The following is an 18,122-nucleotide window of genomic DNA, read 5'->3' as shown; positions in this document are numbered from 1 at the left end:
GATCCTGAATGGCCGTTGAGGGAACCCCCATAGCCCGCCGTGTCACGCGGGCCTGCCGGCGCAAGCCGGCGCGCGACCGCGCCAGCGGCGGCGGCCAGCGTGGCCGTGGAGGACGCATTCTTGCGATCATGCTGGGTGGCGTGGCCGGCCTCGTTCTGCTTGCCGCCATCGCGCTCGGCGGATTGGCTTGGCGCCTCAAGGAGGGGCCGCTCTCGTTCGACAGCTTCGCCGAACGCGTATCGGTCGCGCTCGAGCAGCAATTCGGCAACGGCTACGACGTTGACGTCCAGCACGCGCAGCTGGAATGGACCGACGCGCCGATCCTCTCCGTTACCGGCGTGACGATCCGGGACGGGAGGGGCAACCTCGTGGTGGCCGCGCCGGAAGCCGAGATCGGATTCGACATCGGCTCGTTGGCGCTGGGCAGGCTGGTCCCTCGCCACATCGATTTCGTGGGCCTTGCAGTGGCGCTGACGATCGACCCGGACGGGTCCGTTTCCGTGTCCGCGTCGGGCTCGGACGGACCTGATTTCTCCACGCCGGTGCAACCGACGGACGCGAGCTTCGGCCCGGCTTCGATCCTGGACGCCCTGTCCGCGCAGCTGGGCCCGATCGGCGTGATCGAGCGGGCCGGCGTGCGCGAGGGGCGGCTGCGCGTCAATGATCGCCGGCGGGGCCATACGCTGGTCTATGACCGGCTGGCGCTCAGCTATGTGCGCGTAAACGATGCCGAGAGCCGTCTGGCGCTGTCCGCAAACGGCCCCTCCGGGCCATGGTCCTCCTCCCTCAGCCTCAAGGGCCGCAAGGGCGAGGAGCGCGTCATCGGACTCGAAACCGATAAGCTCGCCGTGTCCGACCTGCTCGGCATCGCGGAGCCGGGCGCGATCCCGGTCTTCACCGACATGCCCATCAACGCCAGCGTCCGCCTGACGCTGGGGGCGGACAACACGGTGGCGGGGCTCGATGGCCGCATCACGGGCGGCAAGGCCATGCTGCTGTTCGACGACCCCGACGCCGAACCGATGTTTGTGGACCAGGTCAAAGGCGATTTCGGATGGGATGCGGCGCGCCGCTCGGCCGTGATTCGCGGGCTCGACGTCGACGCAGGCGAAACCCGGTTCCGCGTTTCGGGCGCTTTGACGCCCCCAGCCCACAATGGCGACATGTGGCGGCTCGACCTCGCCACATCGGGAGCCGTTCTGGCCGGCGAAGGCGCCAAGGAGAAATCCATTCCGATCGAGACCGGGGCGCTCAGCGCGCGCATTCCGATCGGGTTCGGCGGCATCGCTATCGACAAGCTTGCGCTGGCGGGGCCGGCCGTGGGGCTCGAGCTGACAGGCGTGCTCGGCCGAGCCGACGGGTTCGAGGGCCTGAAGCTCGACCTCGTCACCACCAGCCGCATGCCGGTGCGGACCGTACTGGCGTTTTGGCCGACTTTCGCGGCTGCGGATGTGCGCGCCTACATGGTCGGGGCGATCCAGGACGGAACCGTGCAGGCGTTTCGTTACAGCACCGCGATGTCGCCTGCCGTTCTGGCCGACGCCCTCGCCAAGAGGCCGGTGCCGGTTGAAGCCGTCATGCTTGAGACCACCGTTTCAGGCGCGACAATGCGCCCGGCGCCCGGCATGCCGATGCTGTCCGAGATCGAGGCCGTGGGCCGCGTCACCGGCCAGACGGTCTCGGTTTCCGTGAAGCGCGCAGTGGCGGCAGTCGGACAGGGACAGCCGCTCGTGCTTGCCAACGGGCGCTACGACGTGGCCGACACGGCGGCGCGCCCGACTGTCGCCAAGGTGACGTTCGACGCTTCCGGAACCGCGGACGCAACCCTGGCCGCCTTGCGGGCCGAAGCGTTGCGGCCATTCGTGCCCGCGCCGCTGGAACTCGCAAACGCCAAAGGGCACGTCGACCTCAAGGCGTCCATTACGTTTCCGCAGCAGGCCGACGTGCAGCCCGCCGATGTTGTCGTGCAGGTGCAGGGCGCAGCCACGGGCCTGTCCGGCGACAACCTCTTCGGCAAGGAGCGGCTCGAGGGCGCAAACCTCACGCTGCTCAACGACAAGACCGGAATCGTCATCAAGGGCGAGGGCAAGATCGGCGGCAGCCCGGCGCAATTCGACATGCGCCAGCCGGCCGGCGTGGCAGGCGGAGAGGGCATCGTTACGCTGACGCTGGATGACGCCGCACGCGCCCGTCGGGGCATCAAGCTGCCGCAGGTGGTGGGCCCCGTCGACGCCCGCATCTCGCTGAAGGACATGGGCCAGCCCAAAGCCGCCCCGAAGGTGGAGCTGGATCTGACCCGCGCCAGCATCGTCGACCTGCTGCCGGGCTGGGTGAAGACGCCCGGCAAGGCCGCCAAAGCGTCGTTCCGCCTCGAAACGGACGCTGACGGCAGCACCCTCGACGAATTCGTGCTGGACGGCTCGGGCCCGGTTTCGGCAAAGGGCGTTCTGCGGGTCTCGAATGACGGCGGGCTCGTGGCCGCCAAGCTCTCGGCGCTCAAGATCTCGGCTGGCGACGACATGCGGGTCGACTATGAACGCCAGGGCGCATCGTCCCGCGTTTCGCTACGCGGTGCTTCGGTGGACGCGCGCCCAATCCTGAAAGCCCTGATGGCGCCGGGCGCAAGCCCGATGGGGGGGCCAGGCGACTTCGACCTCGACCTCAAGGCGCAGACCATCGTGGGGCTGAACGGCGAGTCGCTTTCCGCCGTGGATGGGCGCATCGGAATTCGCGCCGGGGATTACAAGGATTTCCGCCTCGCCGCCCGGTTCGGCGCGGCGCCGGTGTCTGGCCAACTCGCTCGCGACGAGACGGGCAAGCTCGGCGTCGTGATCGAGAGCGGCAATGCGGGCGCGTTTTTCCGCTTCTTCGACATTTACCGAAAGATGCAGGGCGGCGCGATGCTGGTGCAGTTCACCGGGGCCGCGCCGCAGATGAGCGGCACGCTAGTGGTGAACCGCTTCGTGCTGCAGAACGAGCCCGCGCTCGCCCGCAGCGCGCCTAACCAGCAAAACGAGGTGTCGTTCGCCAAGCTGAAATCCGGCTTCTCGGTGGGCGGCGGCAAGCTCGCGATCCGGGATGCCACCATGTGGGGCCAGTCGGTCGGCGGCACGCTGGAAGGCTACATGGACTTCAACCGCGACAAGGCGGACTTCTCCGGCACCTTCGTGCCCGCCTACGGGCTCAACAACATCATCAACCAGGTGCCGATCGTCGGGCCGATACTGGGCGGCGGCCAGCACGAAGGCCTGTTCGCCGTGAACTTCCGCATTGCCGGCAAGGCGAGCCAGCCGACCGTGTCGATCAACCCGCTCTCGGCTGTGGCGCCGGGCTTCCTGCGCAAGTTCTTCGGCGTGATGGGACCGGGCGAGGTGACGGGCTCGGCCCCGACACCGCCTGCCATTTCGGAGCGCTAGGCGCTACGACCTTCATTTGCGAGCGCGATAATCCGTCGTTCCCGGCGCGCCAAGACCGCGGGACGGGGATCCAGAGGCGCGCGCCTTTGCCCCTGCGCCCTCTTCCCGGCCTGCTGCGCAGGTCGCCGGGGATGACGACCAGACGATAAATCTACGTCGCAGCCTGGGTCGCGAGGCTCACCGCACCCGCAGCAGCATATGCTTCTTGCGGCCGAAGGAGAGCTTCACCGCGCCGTCGGCGTTGAGGTCGGCGTCCGAGAGGGTCGCGCGTTCCTCCGCCACCGCGACGTCGTTGACGCGCAGGCCGCCGCCCTTCACCTGCCGGCGAGCTTCGCCCGTGGAGGGCACCAGCCCGGCCTTCACGAAGGCCGACAACACGCCGAGGCCGGCGCTGAACTCGGCGCGGTCCACCTCGAACGAGGGCAGCGTCTCGGCCGCGCCGCCTTCCTCGAAGGTGCGGCGGGCCGTCTCGGCCGCCTGCTCGGCCTTCTCGCGACCATGCATCAACGCGGTGGCCTCGGTGGCGAGAACCTTCTTGGCCTCGTTGATCTCAGCCCCGCCCAGCGCGACCAGCCTGGCGATCTCGTCCAGCGGCAGAACGGTGTAGAGCTTCAGGAAGCGGCCGACGTCGGCGTCCTCGGTGTTGCGCCAGAACTGCCAGTAGTCGTAGGCGGACAATTGCTCCTCGTTGAGCCAGACCGCGCCGGACGCCGTCTTGCCCATCTTGGCGCCGGAAGATGTGGTCAGCAGCGGGCAGGTGAGGGCGTAGAGCTGGCCCGTGCCCATGCGGCGGCCGAGATCGATGCCGGTGACGATGTTGCCCCACTGGTCGGAGCCGCCCATCTGCAGGTTCACGCCGGCGCGCCGGTTGAGCTCGACGAAGTCGTAGCCCTGCAGGCACATGTAGTTGAATTCGATAAAGGAGAGCTCCTGCTCCCGCTCCAGGCGCATGCGCACCGAATCCATCGAGAGCATGCGGTTCACCGAGAAATGCCGGCCAACGTCGCGCAGGAAGTCGATGTAATTGAGCTTGGTGAGCCACTCGGCGTTGTCGATCATCACCGCGTCGGTCTTGCCCTCGCCAAACTGGAGGAAGCGCGCGAACACGCGCTTGATGCCGTCCTTGTTGTCTTCGATCTGCTCCGGGGTGAGCAGCTTGCGCGTCTCATCCCGGCCGGAGGGATCTCCGACGCGCGTGGTGCCGCCGCCCATCAACGGAATGGGCTTGTTGCCGCTCCGCTGCAGCCAATGCAGCATCATGATGGAAATCAGGCTGCCGACATGCAGCGACGGGGCGGTGCAATCGTATCCGACATAGGCCGTCACCTCGCCCTTGGCGGCCAGCGCGTCCAGCCCCGCATAGTCGGAGCACTGGTGCACGTAGCCGCGCTCAAGAAGCGTGCGCAGGAATTCTGACTGGGGCTTGAAATCGTCGGACATTGGAAACCTCTCGCGGGCGGAGGTTTAGGGGGAGAGGCGCAGCGGCGCAAGACGGGAGGGCTCGCCCGCCCGTGGCGCTTATCATTGAAAGGCGCGGCTCCTGGTCGTCGCGGACGCAGCGAACAAATCCAGCCTGACATGGGGCTGGTAGGCTGGATTACTTCGTCTTCGGCTCGCAATGACGGCGTTGCCAAAGCCCGGGCGTGCCGGCTCAGCCCTCCTTCGGGCCGAGGCGCTTGTCCAGGTAGGTTCCGACGACTCCCATCAGGTCTTCGGTCTTGTTCTCGAAGAAGTGGTTGGCGCCTTCCACGGTCTGGTGCTCGATCTGGATGCCCTTCTGGGTCTTCACCTTCTCGATGACGCTCATGACGTCCTTGATGGGCGCGACGCGGTCCTGCGAGCCGTGCACGAAGAGGCCGGAGGACGGGCAGGGCGCCAGGAACGAGAAGTCGAAGCGATTGGCCGGGGCCGCGATGGAGATGAATCCCTCGATCTCGGGGCGGCGCATCAGGAGCTGCATGCCGATCCAGGCGCCGAACGAGATGCCGGCGATCCAGCAGGCGCGGGCCTCCGGATTGATGGCCTGGGCCCAGTCCAGCGCGGCTGCGGCGTCCGAGAGCTCGCCCTGGCCGTGGTCGAAATTGCCCTGGCTGCGGCCGACGCCGCGGAAGTTGAAGCGCAGGGCCGAGAAGCCGCGCTCTACGAAGCCGTAATACAGTGCGTAGACGATCTGGTTGTTCATCGTGCCGCCGAATTGCGGGTGCGGGTGCAGCACGATGGCGATGGGGGCGCCCTTGGTCTTCGACGGATGGTAGCGGCCTTCGATGCGGCCGGCGGGACCGTTGAAGATGACCTCAGGCATGGGCTTCGACCTCTGCTTTGAACGCGGAACGGGGCCGCAGCTCGGGCGCGTCTGGCGCGCCGCCTCGGCTTGACTCCAAGGCGCTGTCGGCCCACAATTCTGTTAGAATAATTCTAACAGTGGAACAAAGGTGAACGGAGATATTCCGTTCGACCTGTCCCCACTGTGGGAGGCCGCTTGTAGCACAAGCGCCGGGGGCGGTTGCAAGCCTTTGCTGCTGCTTACAGATGGCGTTTGGGCGGCTGTTGGACAAGGTCTGTTCCACGATGGCGCTGAGCGGGCGCAGCTATCTCGACCACAACGCCACTTCGGAGCTTCGGCCCGAAGCGCGCGACGCCATGGTCGCGGCAATGGCGGCCGGCGGCAACGCATCCTCGGTGCATGCCGAAGGCAGGGCGGCGCGTGGCCGCATCGAGTCCGCCCGCGAGGAGGTCGCGTCGCTGGTGGGCGCTTCGGCCCGCAACGTCGTGTTCACGAGCGGCGGCACCGAGGCCAACGCGCTGGCGCTGGCGCCGCGCTTTCATCGGTGCGGCGAGACGCTGATTCTCGACCGGCTGCTGGTAAGCGCCATCGAGCATCCCTGCGTTTTGGAAGGAGCCCGGTTTCCCGCCGATCGGATCGAGCGCATTCCGGTGCTGGCGAGCGGCGTGGTTGATCTTGGCTGGCTGGAAAGCCGCCTCGCGCAGGCGTCCGCCGCCGGAGAGCGCGTGATGGTGTCGCTGCAGGCGGCCAACAACGAGACCGGGGTCATCCATCCCGTGCGGGCCGCCGCCGAACTCGCGCATGTGTCCGGTGGCGTGCTCCACTGTGACGCCGTGCAGGCCGTCGGCAAGATAGGATTCTCCATGGCCGAGAGCGGCGCGGACCTTGCGGCGCTGTCGGCGCACAAGATCGGCGGCCCTCAGGGCGTTGGCGCGCTCGTGATGGGCGGCGGGCTCCAGATCGCCGATCGCATGATGCGCGGCGGCGGGCAGGAGCGCGGCGCCCGCTCGGGAACCGAGAATGGTCCCGGCATTGCGGGCTTCGGCGCCGCTGCGCGGGCCGTGCGGGAGGCCGGAACGGCTGAACGCGAGCGGGTTCGCGCGCTGCGCGACAAGCTGGAGGCCGAGCTGATCGCTCTGGCGCCCGAGGCCGTGATCTTCGGCGCCGAGGCCCAGCGCCTGCCCAACACGACGCTCGTCTCACTGAGCGGCCTCAGGGCCGAGACGGCCCTGATTGCGCTGGATCTCGCAGGCGTCGCCGTGTCGTCGGGCGCGGCCTGCTCGTCCGGCAAGGTGAAGCGCTCGCACGTGCTTGACGCCATGGGGGTCGAGCAGGATCTCGCGGCCGGCGCAATCCGCGTCAGTTTCGGCTGGAATTCCGGGGATGAGGATGTGATCCGCTTCCTCGGGGCCTTCGCAAAACTCAAAGAAACCCTACATCAGAGGCTGGGACGCGCAGCCGCCTGAACCAGCATCCCCCGCCAACCGCCCGGCCCTTGAAGCCGTCGAGGTAAGGAGACACCAATGCCTGCCGTGCAGGAGACCGTCGAGCAGGTCCGCTCGATCGACGTGGACCAGTACAAGTACGGTTTCATCACCGACATCGAGATGGACAAGGCTCCCAAGGGCCTGAACGAGGACATCGTCCGCTTCATTTCGGCCAAGAAGGGCGACCCGGCTTGGATGACAGAGTGGCGCCTGGACGCCTACCGGCGCTGGCTGACCATGCAGGAGCCCACCTGGGCGCGTGTGGAATACCCGAAGATCGATTTCAACGACCTCTACTACTACGCGGCCCCCAAGAAGAAGGAGGGCCCGAAGTCGCTCGATGAGATCGATCCCGCCATCCTGGAAACCTACAAGAAGCTCGGAATCCCGCTGCGCGAGCAGGAGATGCTGGCCGGCGTCCAGAACACCCGCGTGGCGGTGGACGCCGTGTTCGACAGCGTCTCGGTGGTGACAACCTTCAAGGACGAGCTGAAGAAGGCCGGCGTGATCTTCTGCTCCATCTCGGAAGCCATCCGCGAACACCCGGAGCTGGTGCGCCAGTATCTCGGCACCGTGGTTCCGGTGACGGACAATTTCTACGCCACGCTGAATTCCGCCGTGTTCACGGACGGGTCCTTCGTCTACGTGCCGCCGGGCGTGCGCTGCCCGATGGAGCTCTCGACCTATTTTCGCATCAACGAGAAGGATACGGGACAGTTCGAGCGCACGCTGATCATCGCCGACAAGGGCTCCTACGTCAGCTATCTGGAAGGCTGCACCGCCCCCCAGCGCGACGAGAACCAGCTTCACGCGGCCGTGGTGGAGCTGATCGCGCTTGATGACGCCGAAATCAAATACTCGACGGTACAGAACTGGTACCCGGGCGACGCCCAGGGCAAGGGCGGCGTCTACAACTTCGTGACCAAGCGCGGCGACTGCCGCGGCGCGAACTCCAAGATCTCGTGGACGCAGGTCGAGACCGGCTCGGCCATCACCTGGAAGTACCCGTCCTGCATCCTGCGCGGCGACAATTCGCGCGGCGAGTTCTACTCGATCGCGGTGTCGAACGGCTACCAGCAGGTCGACAGCGGCACCAAGATGATCCATCTCGGCAAGAACACGTCGAGCCGCATCATCTCCAAGGGCATCTCGGCCGGGCGTTCGCAGAACACCTACCGTGGGCTCGTGTCCGCCCATCGCAAGGCGACCGGCGCGCGCAACTTCACCAACTGCGATTCGCTGCTGATCGGCGACCAGTGCGGGGCCCACACGGTGCCCTACATTGAGTCCAAGAACGCTAGCGCGATCTTCGAGCACGAGGCCACGACCTCGAAGATCTCCGAGGACCAGCTCTTTTACTGCCTGCAGCGCGGCCTGTCGGCTGAGGAGGCGACGGCCCTCATCGTGAACGGCTTCGTCAAGGACGTGCTGCAGCAGCTCCCCATGGAGTTCGCCGTGGAGGCGCAGAAGCTGATCTCGATCTCGCTGGAAGGCTCGGTCGGCTGATCCTTTCGGCTACCGCTGGGCCTAGGGCCCGGCCAAGCCTCGATTTCCGCCCAGCGCGTCGAAGTCGATTGACGAACACGAATTTCAGGAACTGAACCATGCTCGAAATCCGCAACCTCCATGTCCAGATCGAGGACAAGAAGATCCTCAACGGCCTCAACCTCACCGTCCACGACGGCGAAGTGGCCGCCATCATGGGGCCGAACGGCTCCGGCAAGTCGACGCTGAGCTACGTCATCGCCGGCAAGGACGACTACGAGGTCCTGGACGGCGAAATCCTGCTGAACGGCGAGAACCTGCTCGACATGGAGCCGGACGCCCGCGCGGCCGCCGGCGTGTTCCTGGCCTTCCAATACCCGCTCGAGATCCCGGGCGTCGCCACCATGACGTTCCTGAAGGCCGCCCTGAACGCCCAGCGCAAGGCGCGCGGCGACGACGAGCTGTCCACGCCCGACTTCATGAAGCGAGTCCGCGCCGGCGCGGAACGCCTTCACATTCCTCAGGATATGCTGAAGCGGGCGCTGAATGTCGGCTTCTCGGGCGGCGAGAAGAAGCGCATGGAGATCCTCCAGATGGCGCTGCTCGAGCCGACCTTCTGCATCCTCGACGAGACCGATTCCGGCCTCGACATCGACGCGCTCAAGATCGCGGCGGACGGCGTCAATGCGCTGCGCGACCCCAAGCGCTCCTTCCTGGTGATCACCCATTACCAGCGCCTGCTGAACTACATCGTGCCCGACACCGTGCACGTGATGTCCAGCGGCCAGGTGGTGAAGTCCGGCGGCAAGGAGCTCGCGCTGGAGCTCGAGGCCAACGGCTACGCCGATTACCGCTCGCAGGCGGCTTGAGGCGCAGATGGCTGACCTGACCCCCAACGTTACCCCGATGCGGACGGCCGCCGAGAACCAGCTTCTCGCGCTGTTCCCCTCCGTGAAGGCGCGCCTGCCGGGCGCTTCCGCCGAGCGCCAGCAGGCCTATGACGCCTTCGCGCAGGCGGGTCTGCCGCACCGGCGCGTCGAAGCCTGGAAATACACCGACCTTCGCGCCGTGCTGCGCGAAGCTGCGCCGCTGGCGGATGTTCCTTCCGCAGCCCTGCTCGGCGAGGTGCGCGCGAAGCCGTCGCCCTTCGCGGGGCTCGGCCCGAGCCTGGTGATCGTCGACGGCGTGTTCGAGCCGTCGCTGTCGGATCTGGATGCATTGCCGGCCGGCGTCGAGGCGCTCGGCCTTGCGGGCGCGCTGGGCGCGGCGCAGCCCGTCGCCAATCTCGGCGAGGCCGCGGTGGCGGACGACGCCGTGCTGGCGCTCAACGCGGCGTTCATGACCGACGGCGTGGTGCTGCGCGTCGCGGCCGGCTCCAAGGTCGAGACGCCCGTGTTCGTGCGCTTCGTGCGCACCGGCGGTGAGCCGCGCTCCACCTATACGCGCGTGCTGGTCGTCGTCGGCGAGGGCGCGAGCCTCACCCTGGGCGAGAGCCGCGAGGGACCGGCTGGCGTCGCTCACCAGGACAACGCCGTGCTGGAGATCGTGGCGGGCGACCGCGCGACCGTTTCGCATGTGGTGTTGAACACCGAGGGCAGGGGGTCGATCGACCTCTCCACCGTGGGCGTGAAGCTCGGCGCGAAGTGCCTGTTCAACACGTTTGCGCTCGCCACCGCGCCGGCGCTGTCGCGGCGGCAGATCTTCGTCCATTTCGCGGGCGAGAACTCCAAGATCTCGTTGAACGGCGGCGCGCTGTTGAACGGCCGCCAGCACGCCGACACGACGCTGGTGGTGAACCACGCCGTGCCGCATTGCGAGAGCCGCGAGCTCTACAAGCACGTGCTGGACGGTGAATCGACTGGCGTGTTCCAGGGCAAGATCATCGTGCAGCCTTATGCGCAGAAGACGGATGGCCAGATGATGAGCCAGGCCGTGCTGCTCGGCGACAACGCCACGATGAACAACAAGCCCGAGCTCGAGATCTTCGCCGACGATGTGGTCTGCGCCCACGGGGCGACCTGCGGGCAGCTCGACGACGACCTCCTGTTCTATCTGCGCGCCCGCGGTCTGCCGAAACCGGACGCCGAGGCGCTGATGCTGCAGGCCTTCGTCGGCCAGGCGCTCGAGACGATCGAGGACGAGAGCATCCGCGGCGTGCTGGAAAGCGTCGTCGAGGGCTGGCTCAAGGCGCGCATGTAAGGCGACGCCGTTTCCGCCCCCGTCCCCGTCGGTCCGCAGCGCGGGCCGTACGGGGCAGGTCGGCGGGGACGGACTGGATCCCCTTCCCGGCGCTTCGCGCAGCCGGTGATGACGGCGGAGGTTGTTCCGACCTTCCGGCCCAGGACGGATGAATCCTATGACCGACGCTCCCACACGGCCTTTCGACCTCGCGGCGATCCGGGCGGACTTCCCGATCCTGTCCAAGCAGGTCTACGGCAAACCGCTCGTGTATCTGGACAACGCCGCCTCGGCGCAGAAGCCCCGGCAGGTGATCGACCGCATGGTGCACGCCTATGAGCACGAATACGCCAACGTGCATCGCGGCCTGCACTACCTCGCCAATGCGGCCACGGAAGCTTTCGAGGATGCGCGCGAGAAGGTGCGCGGCTTCCTGAACGCCGGCTCGACCGACGAGATCATCTTCACGCGCTCGGCCACGGAGGCGATCAACCTCGTGGCGTCCAGCTTCGGCCAGCTCGCGGTGGGGGAGGGCGACGAGATCGTCATTTCGATCATGGAGCACCACTCCAACATCGTGCCATGGCACTTCCTGCGCGAGCGCAAGGGCGCGGTGCTGCGCTTCTCTCCGGTGGACGACGACGGCAATTTCCTGCTCGACGCATTCGAGAAGCTGCTAACAGATCGTACCCGCATCGTGGCGATCACCCACATGTCCAACATGCTGGGCACGATCACACCCATCCGGGAGATCATCCGCATCGCGCATGCGCGCGGCATTCCGGTGATGGTGGACGGCAGCCAGGGCGCGGTGCACCTGCCGGTGGACGTGCAGGCCCTGGACGCGGACTTCTACGTCTTCACGGGCCACAAGGTCTACGGCCCGACCGGCATCGGCGTCCTTTACGGCAAGCGCAAATGGCTGGAGAAGCTGCCGCCGTTCAACGGCGGCGGCGAGATGATCAAGGATGTCACCGAGGCCGGCGTCACCTATGGCGACCCGCCGCATCGCTTCGAGGCCGGCACGCCGCCGATCGTGCAGGCGATCGGGCTCGGCGCGGCGGTGGACTACATGATGTCGATCGGGCGCGACGCCATCCTGAAGCAGGAGAATGCGCTGCGCGACTACGCGCTGGAGCGGCTCGGCGCAATGAACTCGCTGCGCATCTTCGGCCACGCCCGTGAGCGCGGCGCCATCGTATCGTTCGAGCTCAAGGGCGCGCACGCGCATGACGTCGCAACCGTGATCGATCGCTCCGGCGTCGCCGTGCGGGCGGGCACCCATTGCACGCAGCCGCTGCTGGCGCGCTATGGCGTCACCTCAACCTGCCGGGCCTCCTTCGCGTTCTACAATTCGGTCGATGAGGTCGACCGGCTTGCCGAGGCCCTGCAAAAGGCCGAAGCTCTGTTCGGATGAATGAAAGCACCCCCGTGATGAATGATGTTTCCCCCAATACGCCGGCCATTGACTTGCCGTCGGCGTTGCCGCCGGAGGAGATCGATCGCCTGACCGACGCCATCGTGGCGGCGCTTAAGACCGTCTATGACCCGGAGATCCCGGCCGACATCTACGAGCTCGGCCTGATCTACAAGGTGGACGTCGATGATGACCGTAATGTCGCGATCGACATGACCCTGACCGCGCCTGGCTGCCCTGTGGCGGGCGAAATGCCCGGCTGGGTCGAGAACGCAGTGGCGTCCGTGCCTGGGGTACAGGCCGTGAAGGTCGCGATGGTGTTTGATCCTCCGTGGGACCAAAGCCGGATGTCGGACGAGGCCCGCGTCGCACTCGACATGTGGTGAGCGTACGCGCACACAAACCATCTGCGCCGCGCCACTTTGAATGCGGTCCGGCAAACGCTACATTAGGGACTGGTAGTCGATCCTGCCCGGGCCTTGAACCCGGCCGCCAGGGAGAACGCACACAATGGGAATGCTTCCCAAGCTCAAGGTGATGTCGCTGACAGATGCGGCGGCTTCGCGGGTCAAGGACATCATGGCCAACTCGGAAGCGCCGCTGGTCGGCGTTCGCGTCGGTGTGCGCAACGGCGGGTGCGCCGGCATGTCCTACACCATGGAATACGCCGACAGCGTGAAGCCAGGCGACGAGGTCATCGAGGACAAGGGCGTCACCGTCCTGGTCGACCCCAAGGCCGTGCTGTTTTTGCTCGGAACCGTAATGGATTTCCGCAGCACCAAGCTTGCATCGCAGTTTGTGTTCGAGAACCCGAACCAGACCTCCGCCTGCGGATGCGGCGAGTCCGTGGCGCTGACGCCGGCCTCGCCCGAGCAGGCCGCCGCCGCCGCGCATTAGCGGCGGGGGCGGGTTGGATAGCCGCGACATCGAAGACCTGTTCGCGCCTGCAGGGTACTTCAATGTGCGCCGCATGTTTGGCGGTCACGGCGTGTTTGATGACGGCCTGATGGTCGCGCTCGTCGCGCAGGGCGTGGTTTATCTTAAAGTGGACGCTGAAACCCAGCGGGCATTCGAGGATGCCGGGCTCGAGTGCTTCAGCTATATGGCCAAGGGCCAAACCAAAGCGCTTGGCTACCGGCGCATGCCTGAAGCGGCATTCGACGATCCCGATGTTCTCGTGGAATGGACCGGCCTCGCCCGTGCGGCCGCGCGCCGCGCAGCTCTGCGCAAGGCGCCGAAAAACAAAAGGCCCCGGAAGGGGCCCTGAGCGCGTGTTACGGAGTTGCGCCTGTCAGGCGACGTCCGAGAAGGCTTCAACCGTCTCGTCTTCGCAAACCGTTTTGTTGCGGCCGGAGCGCTTGGCGTGAAGCAGGCACTTGTCGGCCCGCTCGATCAGCATCATGGCGTTGTCGCCGGTCATGAAGCTGGCGACGCCGATCGAAACCGTGATGCGGCCCAGCGCCTCGCCGGTGGACCGCTTCACGAGCTCGCGGCCCATCACGGTCTGCCGAATGCGTTCGGCGACAATCTCGCCCGACTTCAGAGAGGATTGCGGCAACACGACCGCGAATTCTTCACCGCCAAAGCGCGCGGCGGTGTCGGTGGGCCGCACCGCACCCTTGATCGACATGGCGACCAGCCTCAAAACTTGGTCTCCGGTCAGGTGACCCCAGTTGTCGTTGAAGTCCTTGAACTTGTCGACGTCGATCATCAACAGGGCCAAAGGTTCGCCGCTGAGCGCCGCGTGGTCGATGGCCTGGATAAGCGTGGCGTCGAGATGCTTGCGGTTGGCTAGGGTCGTCAGCGGATCGGTGAGGTTCTCGGTGCGGATCGACTCCAGCGCTTGCCGCAGGTCCTGAACCTCGCCGCGCGTTTCCTTGAGGCGCGATTCCAGCGCGCGATTGGCGGAGGCCGTTTCGCGGGTCGCCGCGACGAGCCTGCTCACCGCATTGCGAATCAATTCCAGATCCACGCCCGGGGCGAGGTCCTTGGAGATTTCCTGAAGTCTGTCGCCGTAGCGCGTCGTCGACCCGAGAGCGTCGTCGAGCGTGCCCATGACCGAGTCGATCTCGGTGAGGACGCCGAGGCTGGCCTTTTCGGCATGGGCGGCCATGCGGTTGGGTGAGAGATACTGATCGTAGAGGCGATCGATCGCGGCTGGCTCAAGCCGCGGCGTTTCGGTCAGCTCCGCCGTTAGGGCTCGGCTGAGCGGCCGGTTCCGACCCGCAAGATGAGTGAACCAGACCTCGTAGGCGCGCGGTTCCGGCGACGGACCGTGAGCCTCGATCTGACGCATGGCTTCCCCGGCCAGCCGTGTGGCTGGAGCGTCATCGGGACCCGACGCAACCATGAAGTCACTCCCATCTTCGATGGGCGTTAAGGTTGCACAACCCCGATTAAAGGATTGCTAAAAGCGAAGGCCCCGATGCAAAGAGCTCACCGCTTCACTGAACGAAGCAGGAATGACGGCACGTGATCACCCAAGCCGACGACGGGCGCATCGTCCGGATCGGGGCGGCGCGGCGGACGCTGCGGCCGCTCCTGGCGAGCTTCGCCCGGGGGCTGGCGGTCCCGCCGTGGCGGCCTGGCTTCGCCCGCGGCGCGCTCAGCTGCGCGTTCCCGCGACGGGAGAGCCTCACGCTGAAGCGCTTCGTCGCGGTCCGGCGCGGCGGCACGCTCAGGGGCGGATTCACGTTGGGGCGTCCTGGAGCGCTCGCGGCGCGGTTGCGCCTCCGCGGCGGCGGGGCTGATCTCCTCGCGGCGAGGGCGGTCCGAACGCTCGGTCCGGTCGCGCCCTGCGGGACGGCGACCGCCGGGGCGGCGGCGGCGCTCGCCTTCGCCGTCTCCGGCTGCGGGCATCTCGCCCTGCCACTCAATGGTGGCGCCGATCATGTGCTCGATCGCGGCGAGGTTCTTCTTGTCTTCGCCGGTCACGATCGAGATCGCGACGCCGCTTTTCCCGGCGCGGCCGGTGCGGCCGATGCGGTGGACGTAGTCCTCCGCGTGGTGCGGCACATCGTAGTTGAAGACGTGGCTCACGTCCGGGATATCGAGACCGCGGGCTGCGACGTCGCTGGCGACCAGGAGCTGGATCGAGCCGTTGCGGAACGAGTCCAGCGCCGCCATGCGGGCGCGTTGGTCGAGATCGCCGTGAAGCGCCGTGACGCTGAAGCCGTGCTTCTCGAGCGAGCGGTACACGGTGTGCACGTCGCGTTTGCGATTGCAGAAGATGATCGCGTTCTTGAAGTCTGGCTGCTGCCGGATGAGCTGGCGCAGCACGTCACGCTTGTCGTGCGGCTCGGGGCCGGACCCCACCAGCCGCTGCGTGATCGTGCTGGCCGTGGAGGCCTGGCGCGCCACTTCGATCTTGGCTGGGTTGTGGAGGAATGTCTCGGTAAGCCGCTGGATCTCCGGCGGCATGGTGGCTGAGAAGAACAGCGTCTGCCGGGTGAACGGCACCATGCGGCAGATGCGCTCGATGTCCGGGATGAATCCCATGTCGAGCATGCGGTCGGCTTCGTCGATCACGAGAATTTCGATGCCGGTGAGCAGCAGCTTGCCGCGCTCGAAATGGTCGAGCAGGCGGCCGGGGGTTGCGATAAGGACATCAACGCCACGCGTGATCTTGGCGTCCTGATCGCCGAACGACATGCCGCCGATCAGCAGGGCGACGTTGAGGCGCTGGTTCGCGCCGTATTTCACGAAGGCTTCCTCGACCTGCGCGGCGAGTTCGCGCGTCGGCTCGAGGATCAGCGTCCGGGGCATACGCGCCCGGGCGCGGCCCTGTTCCAGCATCGTCAGCATGGGCAGCGTGAACGCCGCCGTCTTGCCGGTGCCGGTCTGAGCGATGCCGAGCACGTCGCGGCGCGCCAGGGCATGCGGAATGGCCTCCGCCTGAATAGGCGTAGGGGTGGTGTAGCCAGAAGCCGTGACGGCTTCGAGCACCTTTTCACTAAGGCCGAGATCGGAAAAATTCATTCTTCAGGCCGCCTCACGGCGCGGCGATCGACGCAGTTGCGCGTTGATGGGGAACGGCGCGACAGATGCGTCGAAGCCAAGTCGCAGGCCGTCCCGCAAAGGATGAGGCGATACATAGAGCTATTTCGAATCGAGTCAATTCGGTAATCGTCCGCGCCCCTTCCCAAAGCGCCAGAAAGATCAAGGATCCGCCTGCACATGACCACCCCCCTGGTCTTCATTCCCGGCCTGAACTGCACCGCGGCACTGTTCGGCCCGCAGGCTGAGCGTTTGCGTGAGGGGCGCCCGGTGATCTTCGCCGACACCACGCAGGACGCTACCATCTCGGCCATGGCAGGGCGGCTCCTGGCAGACGCTCCGGCGCGTTTTGCGCTCGCGGGTCTCTCCATGGGCGGCTACGTGGCGCTGGAGTTGCTGCGGCTCGCACCGCACCGGGTCGCCGGCGTGGCCCTGATGGACACCAACGCGCGGCCCGACGCCGAGGAGGCGGTGCAGCGCCGGCTGCAACTGGTCGACATGGCCGAGACCGGCGCCTTCGAGGACGTCCACCGGGCGCTCTGGCCGAGGCTCGTCCACCCGGACCGCATCGGCGACGCCGCCCTTGAGGCGATTGTCTGGGAGATGATGCTGGAGGTGGGTCCGACGGCGTTCATGCGCCAGCAGCGGGCCATCATCGGCCGCATGGATTCGCGTCCGTTCCTGAAGAACGTCACACAGCCCGCTCTGGTGCTCGTCGGTGAACAGGACGCGATTACGCCGCTCGTCCAGGCGGAGGAGATGCACGGGCTGCTGCCTGACGCCGAGCTGGTGGTGGTGCCTCAATCAGGCCACCTCAGCAGCCTGGAGCAGCCAGAGCACGTTCTTGACGCGTTGACCGCCTGGCTTGCGCGAATTCCGGATGAGGACACTCCGGATGACCGCGCGCACGCCGCCGCTCTCGCCAGCGAACGCTAGTTCTTGCGCGCTCCCGTGCAGGGATCGAGGATGATCGAGGCGTTGCGCTGCACCGACCCGGTGGTGAGGGGGTCGAGCACCGATTTCAGCCCTGCGATCGACTGCTTCACGGGCGCCGCGCGGGCGACCTGAACGGGCGCGGTGGCGTTGTTTGCGAAGTATTGAACGGCTCCCACCGAGGCTGCGGTGAGAACGGCGGACCCCAGGAGCGTCGCCCCAAACAGCCGGCCCCCTGATCCTCCAAACATCGCGAAAGTCCCCTGCGCGCGCCGAACGGCTCGTGCAGGGATTTTACGCCGGCATGGTTAACCAAGCGTTGCCCTGGCAATTCACTCCGGCAGCATGCGGCGCAGCACGCCATCGCGGCGGATGAAGTGGTGCCACAGCGCCGCTGCGGCGTGGAGGGCGGCCAGCCCCACAAGCGCATAGGCGGCGAGCTCATGCGCCTCCTTCATCGGGCGCGCCACGGCGCGATTGGCCGCCAGCGGCGAGGGGATCTGGAACAGGTAGAAGTCGATGCCGCGACCGCGCCAAAAGATCACCGCAATGCCGATCAACGGAACGGCCAGCATCAGCGCCCATAGCCCGACATGTCCCCACCGCGACGTGACGTCGATGAATCGCCCCAGCGTGGGGTCGGCAGGGGGCGGCTTGTGGCGAAAGCGCCAGGCGAGGCGCGCGGCGTAGAGTGCGAGGATCAACGTCCCCAGCACCATGTGAAGGTTGACGTAGGTTTGTTCCATCGCCCGCGGCAGCACATCCACGGTGAGCCCCATCGAAAAGACGACCAGGATCAGCCCGGCCATTGTCCAATGAAAGAACCGCGACAGCGCGTCGTAGGATTGCGGGTGCGGAATGGTCCCCATGATCGCCTCTCGTGCTCGAAACCCAGGCGCCTGCGGGGGATAGCCGGCCTGTGCTTT

Annotated in this window: 16 protein-coding genes; 10 read left to right on the top strand and 6 right to left on the bottom strand. The window is 66.7% G+C overall.

Annotated features, from left to right (window positions below; genetic code table 11):
• Positions 1–8 precede the first annotated feature (8 nt).
• Positions 9–3,416, top strand: coding sequence for an AsmA-like C-terminal region-containing protein (locus IEV99_RS13540; RefSeq protein ID WP_188518302.1), 3,408 nt, complete (start codon positions 9–11; stop codon positions 3,414–3,416).
• A gap of 177 nt (positions 3,417–3,593) precedes the next feature.
• Here the strand turns inward: IEV99_RS13540 and tyrS are convergent, their stop codons facing one another.
• Positions 3,594–4,856 carry a tyrosine--tRNA ligase gene (gene tyrS, locus IEV99_RS13535; protein ID WP_188518301.1) on the bottom strand — a complete coding sequence of 421 codons (1,263 nt, stop codon included), beginning with the start codon at positions 4,854–4,856 and terminating at the stop codon, positions 3,594–3,596.
• 211 nt (positions 4,857–5,067) lie between these two features.
• Positions 5,068–5,718: an alpha/beta hydrolase gene (locus tag IEV99_RS13530; protein ID WP_188518300.1), complete on the bottom strand. Its 651-nt coding sequence runs from the start codon at positions 5,716–5,718 to the stop codon at positions 5,068–5,070.
• Positions 5,719–5,984: 266 nt separating this feature from the next.
• Between IEV99_RS13530 and IEV99_RS13525 the strand changes: the two genes are divergently transcribed.
• The 8 genes from IEV99_RS13525 (at position 5,985) to IEV99_RS13490 (ending at position 13,534) form a co-directional block, all read left to right on the top strand.
• Complete coding sequence (locus IEV99_RS13525; protein ID WP_371875809.1) at positions 5,985–7,166, top strand: cysteine desulfurase family protein; 1,182 nt, start codon at positions 5,985–5,987, stop codon at positions 7,164–7,166.
• 57 nt (positions 7,167–7,223) lie between these two features.
• Positions 7,224–8,693: a Fe-S cluster assembly protein SufB gene (gene sufB / locus IEV99_RS13520; RefSeq protein WP_188518299.1), complete on the top strand. Its 1,470-nt coding sequence runs from the start codon at positions 7,224–7,226 to the stop codon at positions 8,691–8,693.
• A 98-nt stretch (positions 8,694–8,791) separates the two neighbouring features.
• Positions 8,792–9,541: a Fe-S cluster assembly ATPase SufC gene (sufC, locus tag IEV99_RS13515; protein WP_188518298.1), complete on the top strand. Its 750-nt coding sequence runs from the start codon at positions 8,792–8,794 to the stop codon at positions 9,539–9,541.
• 7 nt (positions 9,542–9,548) lie between these two features.
• Positions 9,549–10,871, top strand: a complete 1,323-nt coding sequence (sufD, locus tag IEV99_RS13510; RefSeq protein WP_188518297.1) for a Fe-S cluster assembly protein SufD — start codon at positions 9,549–9,551, stop codon at positions 10,869–10,871.
• 157 nt (positions 10,872–11,028) lie between these two features.
• The gene (locus tag IEV99_RS13505; protein ID WP_244643856.1) at positions 11,029–12,267 is read left to right on the top strand and encodes a cysteine desulfurase; all 1,239 of its coding nucleotides are present in this window, start codon (positions 11,029–11,031) and stop codon (positions 12,265–12,267) included.
• 17 nt (positions 12,268–12,284) lie between these two features.
• Positions 12,285–12,653 carry an SUF system Fe-S cluster assembly protein gene (locus tag IEV99_RS13500; protein WP_188518295.1) on the top strand — a complete coding sequence of 123 codons (369 nt, stop codon included), beginning with the start codon at positions 12,285–12,287 and terminating at the stop codon, positions 12,651–12,653.
• A gap of 130 nt (positions 12,654–12,783) precedes the next feature.
• A complete protein-coding gene (locus IEV99_RS13495) occupies positions 12,784–13,164 on the top strand; it encodes a HesB/IscA family protein (RefSeq protein WP_188519659.1) in 381 nt (126 codons plus the stop codon).
• Positions 13,165–13,177: 13 nt separating this feature from the next.
• Positions 13,178–13,534, top strand: coding sequence for a TfoX/Sxy family protein (locus tag IEV99_RS13490; protein ID WP_210318662.1), 357 nt, complete (start codon positions 13,178–13,180; stop codon positions 13,532–13,534).
• Between the two features lie 24 nt (positions 13,535–13,558).
• On the opposite strand, the gene IEV99_RS13485 is transcribed toward IEV99_RS13490, so the two are convergent.
• Both IEV99_RS13485 and IEV99_RS13480 read right to left on the bottom strand, forming a co-directional pair.
• Complete coding sequence (locus IEV99_RS13485) at positions 13,559–14,563, bottom strand: GGDEF domain-containing protein (protein ID WP_194483071.1); 1,005 nt, start codon at positions 14,561–14,563, stop codon at positions 13,559–13,561.
• 140 nt (positions 14,564–14,703) lie between these two features.
• Complete coding sequence (locus tag IEV99_RS13480; RefSeq protein WP_188518293.1) at positions 14,704–16,245, bottom strand: DEAD/DEAH box helicase; 1,542 nt, start codon at positions 16,243–16,245, stop codon at positions 14,704–14,706.
• A 198-nt stretch (positions 16,246–16,443) separates the two neighbouring features.
• On the opposite strand from IEV99_RS13480, the gene IEV99_RS13475 reads away from it, so the two are divergent.
• Positions 16,444–17,199: an alpha/beta fold hydrolase gene (locus tag IEV99_RS13475; RefSeq protein WP_188518292.1), complete on the top strand. Its 756-nt coding sequence runs from the start codon at positions 16,444–16,446 to the stop codon at positions 17,197–17,199.
• Here IEV99_RS13475 and IEV99_RS13470 read toward each other — a convergent pair.
• Both IEV99_RS13470 and IEV99_RS13465 read right to left on the bottom strand, forming a co-directional pair.
• Complete coding sequence (locus tag IEV99_RS13470; RefSeq protein WP_188518291.1) at positions 17,196–17,447, bottom strand: hypothetical protein; 252 nt, start codon at positions 17,445–17,447, stop codon at positions 17,196–17,198. The two genes, IEV99_RS13475 and IEV99_RS13470, sit on opposite strands and share 4 nt — an antisense overlap.
• Before the next feature lie 81 nt (positions 17,448–17,528).
• The gene (locus tag IEV99_RS13465) at positions 17,529–18,065 is read right to left on the bottom strand and encodes a cytochrome b (RefSeq protein WP_188518290.1); all 537 of its coding nucleotides are present in this window, start codon (positions 18,063–18,065) and stop codon (positions 17,529–17,531) included.
• Positions 18,066–18,122: the final 57 nt, after the last annotated feature.

The organism is Alsobacter metallidurans (assembly GCF_014636935.1).
Taxonomy (GTDB): domain Bacteria; phylum Pseudomonadota; class Alphaproteobacteria; order Rhizobiales; family Beijerinckiaceae; genus Alsobacter; species Alsobacter metallidurans.
The sequence above is the reverse complement of the archived record's forward strand: the minus strand, read 5'-3'. Positions and strand labels throughout refer to the sequence as shown.

Bases quoted from the DNA above. Each gene is read 5' to 3' on its own strand.
- IEV99_RS13540 (WP_188518302.1), top strand. From the start codon at position 9: ATGGCCGTTGAGGGAACCCCCATAGCCCGCCGTGTCACGCGGGCCTGC.
- tyrS (WP_188518301.1), bottom strand. From the start codon at position 4,856: ATGTCCGACGATTTCAAGCCCCAGTCAGAATTCCTGCGCACGCTTCTT.
- IEV99_RS13530 (WP_188518300.1), bottom strand. From the start codon at position 5,718: ATGCCTGAGGTCATCTTCAACGGTCCCGCCGGCCGCATCGAAGGCCGC.
- IEV99_RS13525 (WP_371875809.1), top strand. From the start codon at position 5,985: ATGGCGCTGAGCGGGCGCAGCTATCTCGACCACAACGCCACTTCGGAG.
- sufB (WP_188518299.1), top strand. From the start codon at position 7,224: ATGCCTGCCGTGCAGGAGACCGTCGAGCAGGTCCGCTCGATCGACGTG.
- sufC (WP_188518298.1), top strand. From the start codon at position 8,792: ATGCTCGAAATCCGCAACCTCCATGTCCAGATCGAGGACAAGAAGATC.
- sufD (WP_188518297.1), top strand. From the start codon at position 9,549: ATGGCTGACCTGACCCCCAACGTTACCCCGATGCGGACGGCCGCCGAG.
- IEV99_RS13505 (WP_244643856.1), top strand. From the start codon at position 11,029: ATGACCGACGCTCCCACACGGCCTTTCGACCTCGCGGCGATCCGGGCG.
- IEV99_RS13500 (WP_188518295.1), top strand. From the start codon at position 12,285: ATGAATGATGTTTCCCCCAATACGCCGGCCATTGACTTGCCGTCGGCG.
- IEV99_RS13495 (WP_188519659.1), top strand. From the start codon at position 12,784: ATGCTTCCCAAGCTCAAGGTGATGTCGCTGACAGATGCGGCGGCTTCG.
- IEV99_RS13485 (WP_194483071.1), bottom strand. From the start codon at position 14,563: ATGCGTCAGATCGAGGCTCACGGTCCGTCGCCGGAACCGCGCGCCTAC.
- IEV99_RS13480 (WP_188518293.1), bottom strand. From the start codon at position 16,245: ATGAATTTTTCCGATCTCGGCCTTAGTGAAAAGGTGCTCGAAGCCGTC.
- IEV99_RS13475 (WP_188518292.1), top strand. From the start codon at position 16,444: ATGACCACCCCCCTGGTCTTCATTCCCGGCCTGAACTGCACCGCGGCA.
- IEV99_RS13470 (WP_188518291.1), bottom strand. From the start codon at position 17,447: ATGTTTGGAGGATCAGGGGGCCGGCTGTTTGGGGCGACGCTCCTGGGG.
- IEV99_RS13465 (WP_188518290.1), bottom strand. From the start codon at position 18,065: ATGGGGACCATTCCGCACCCGCAATCCTACGACGCGCTGTCGCGGTTC.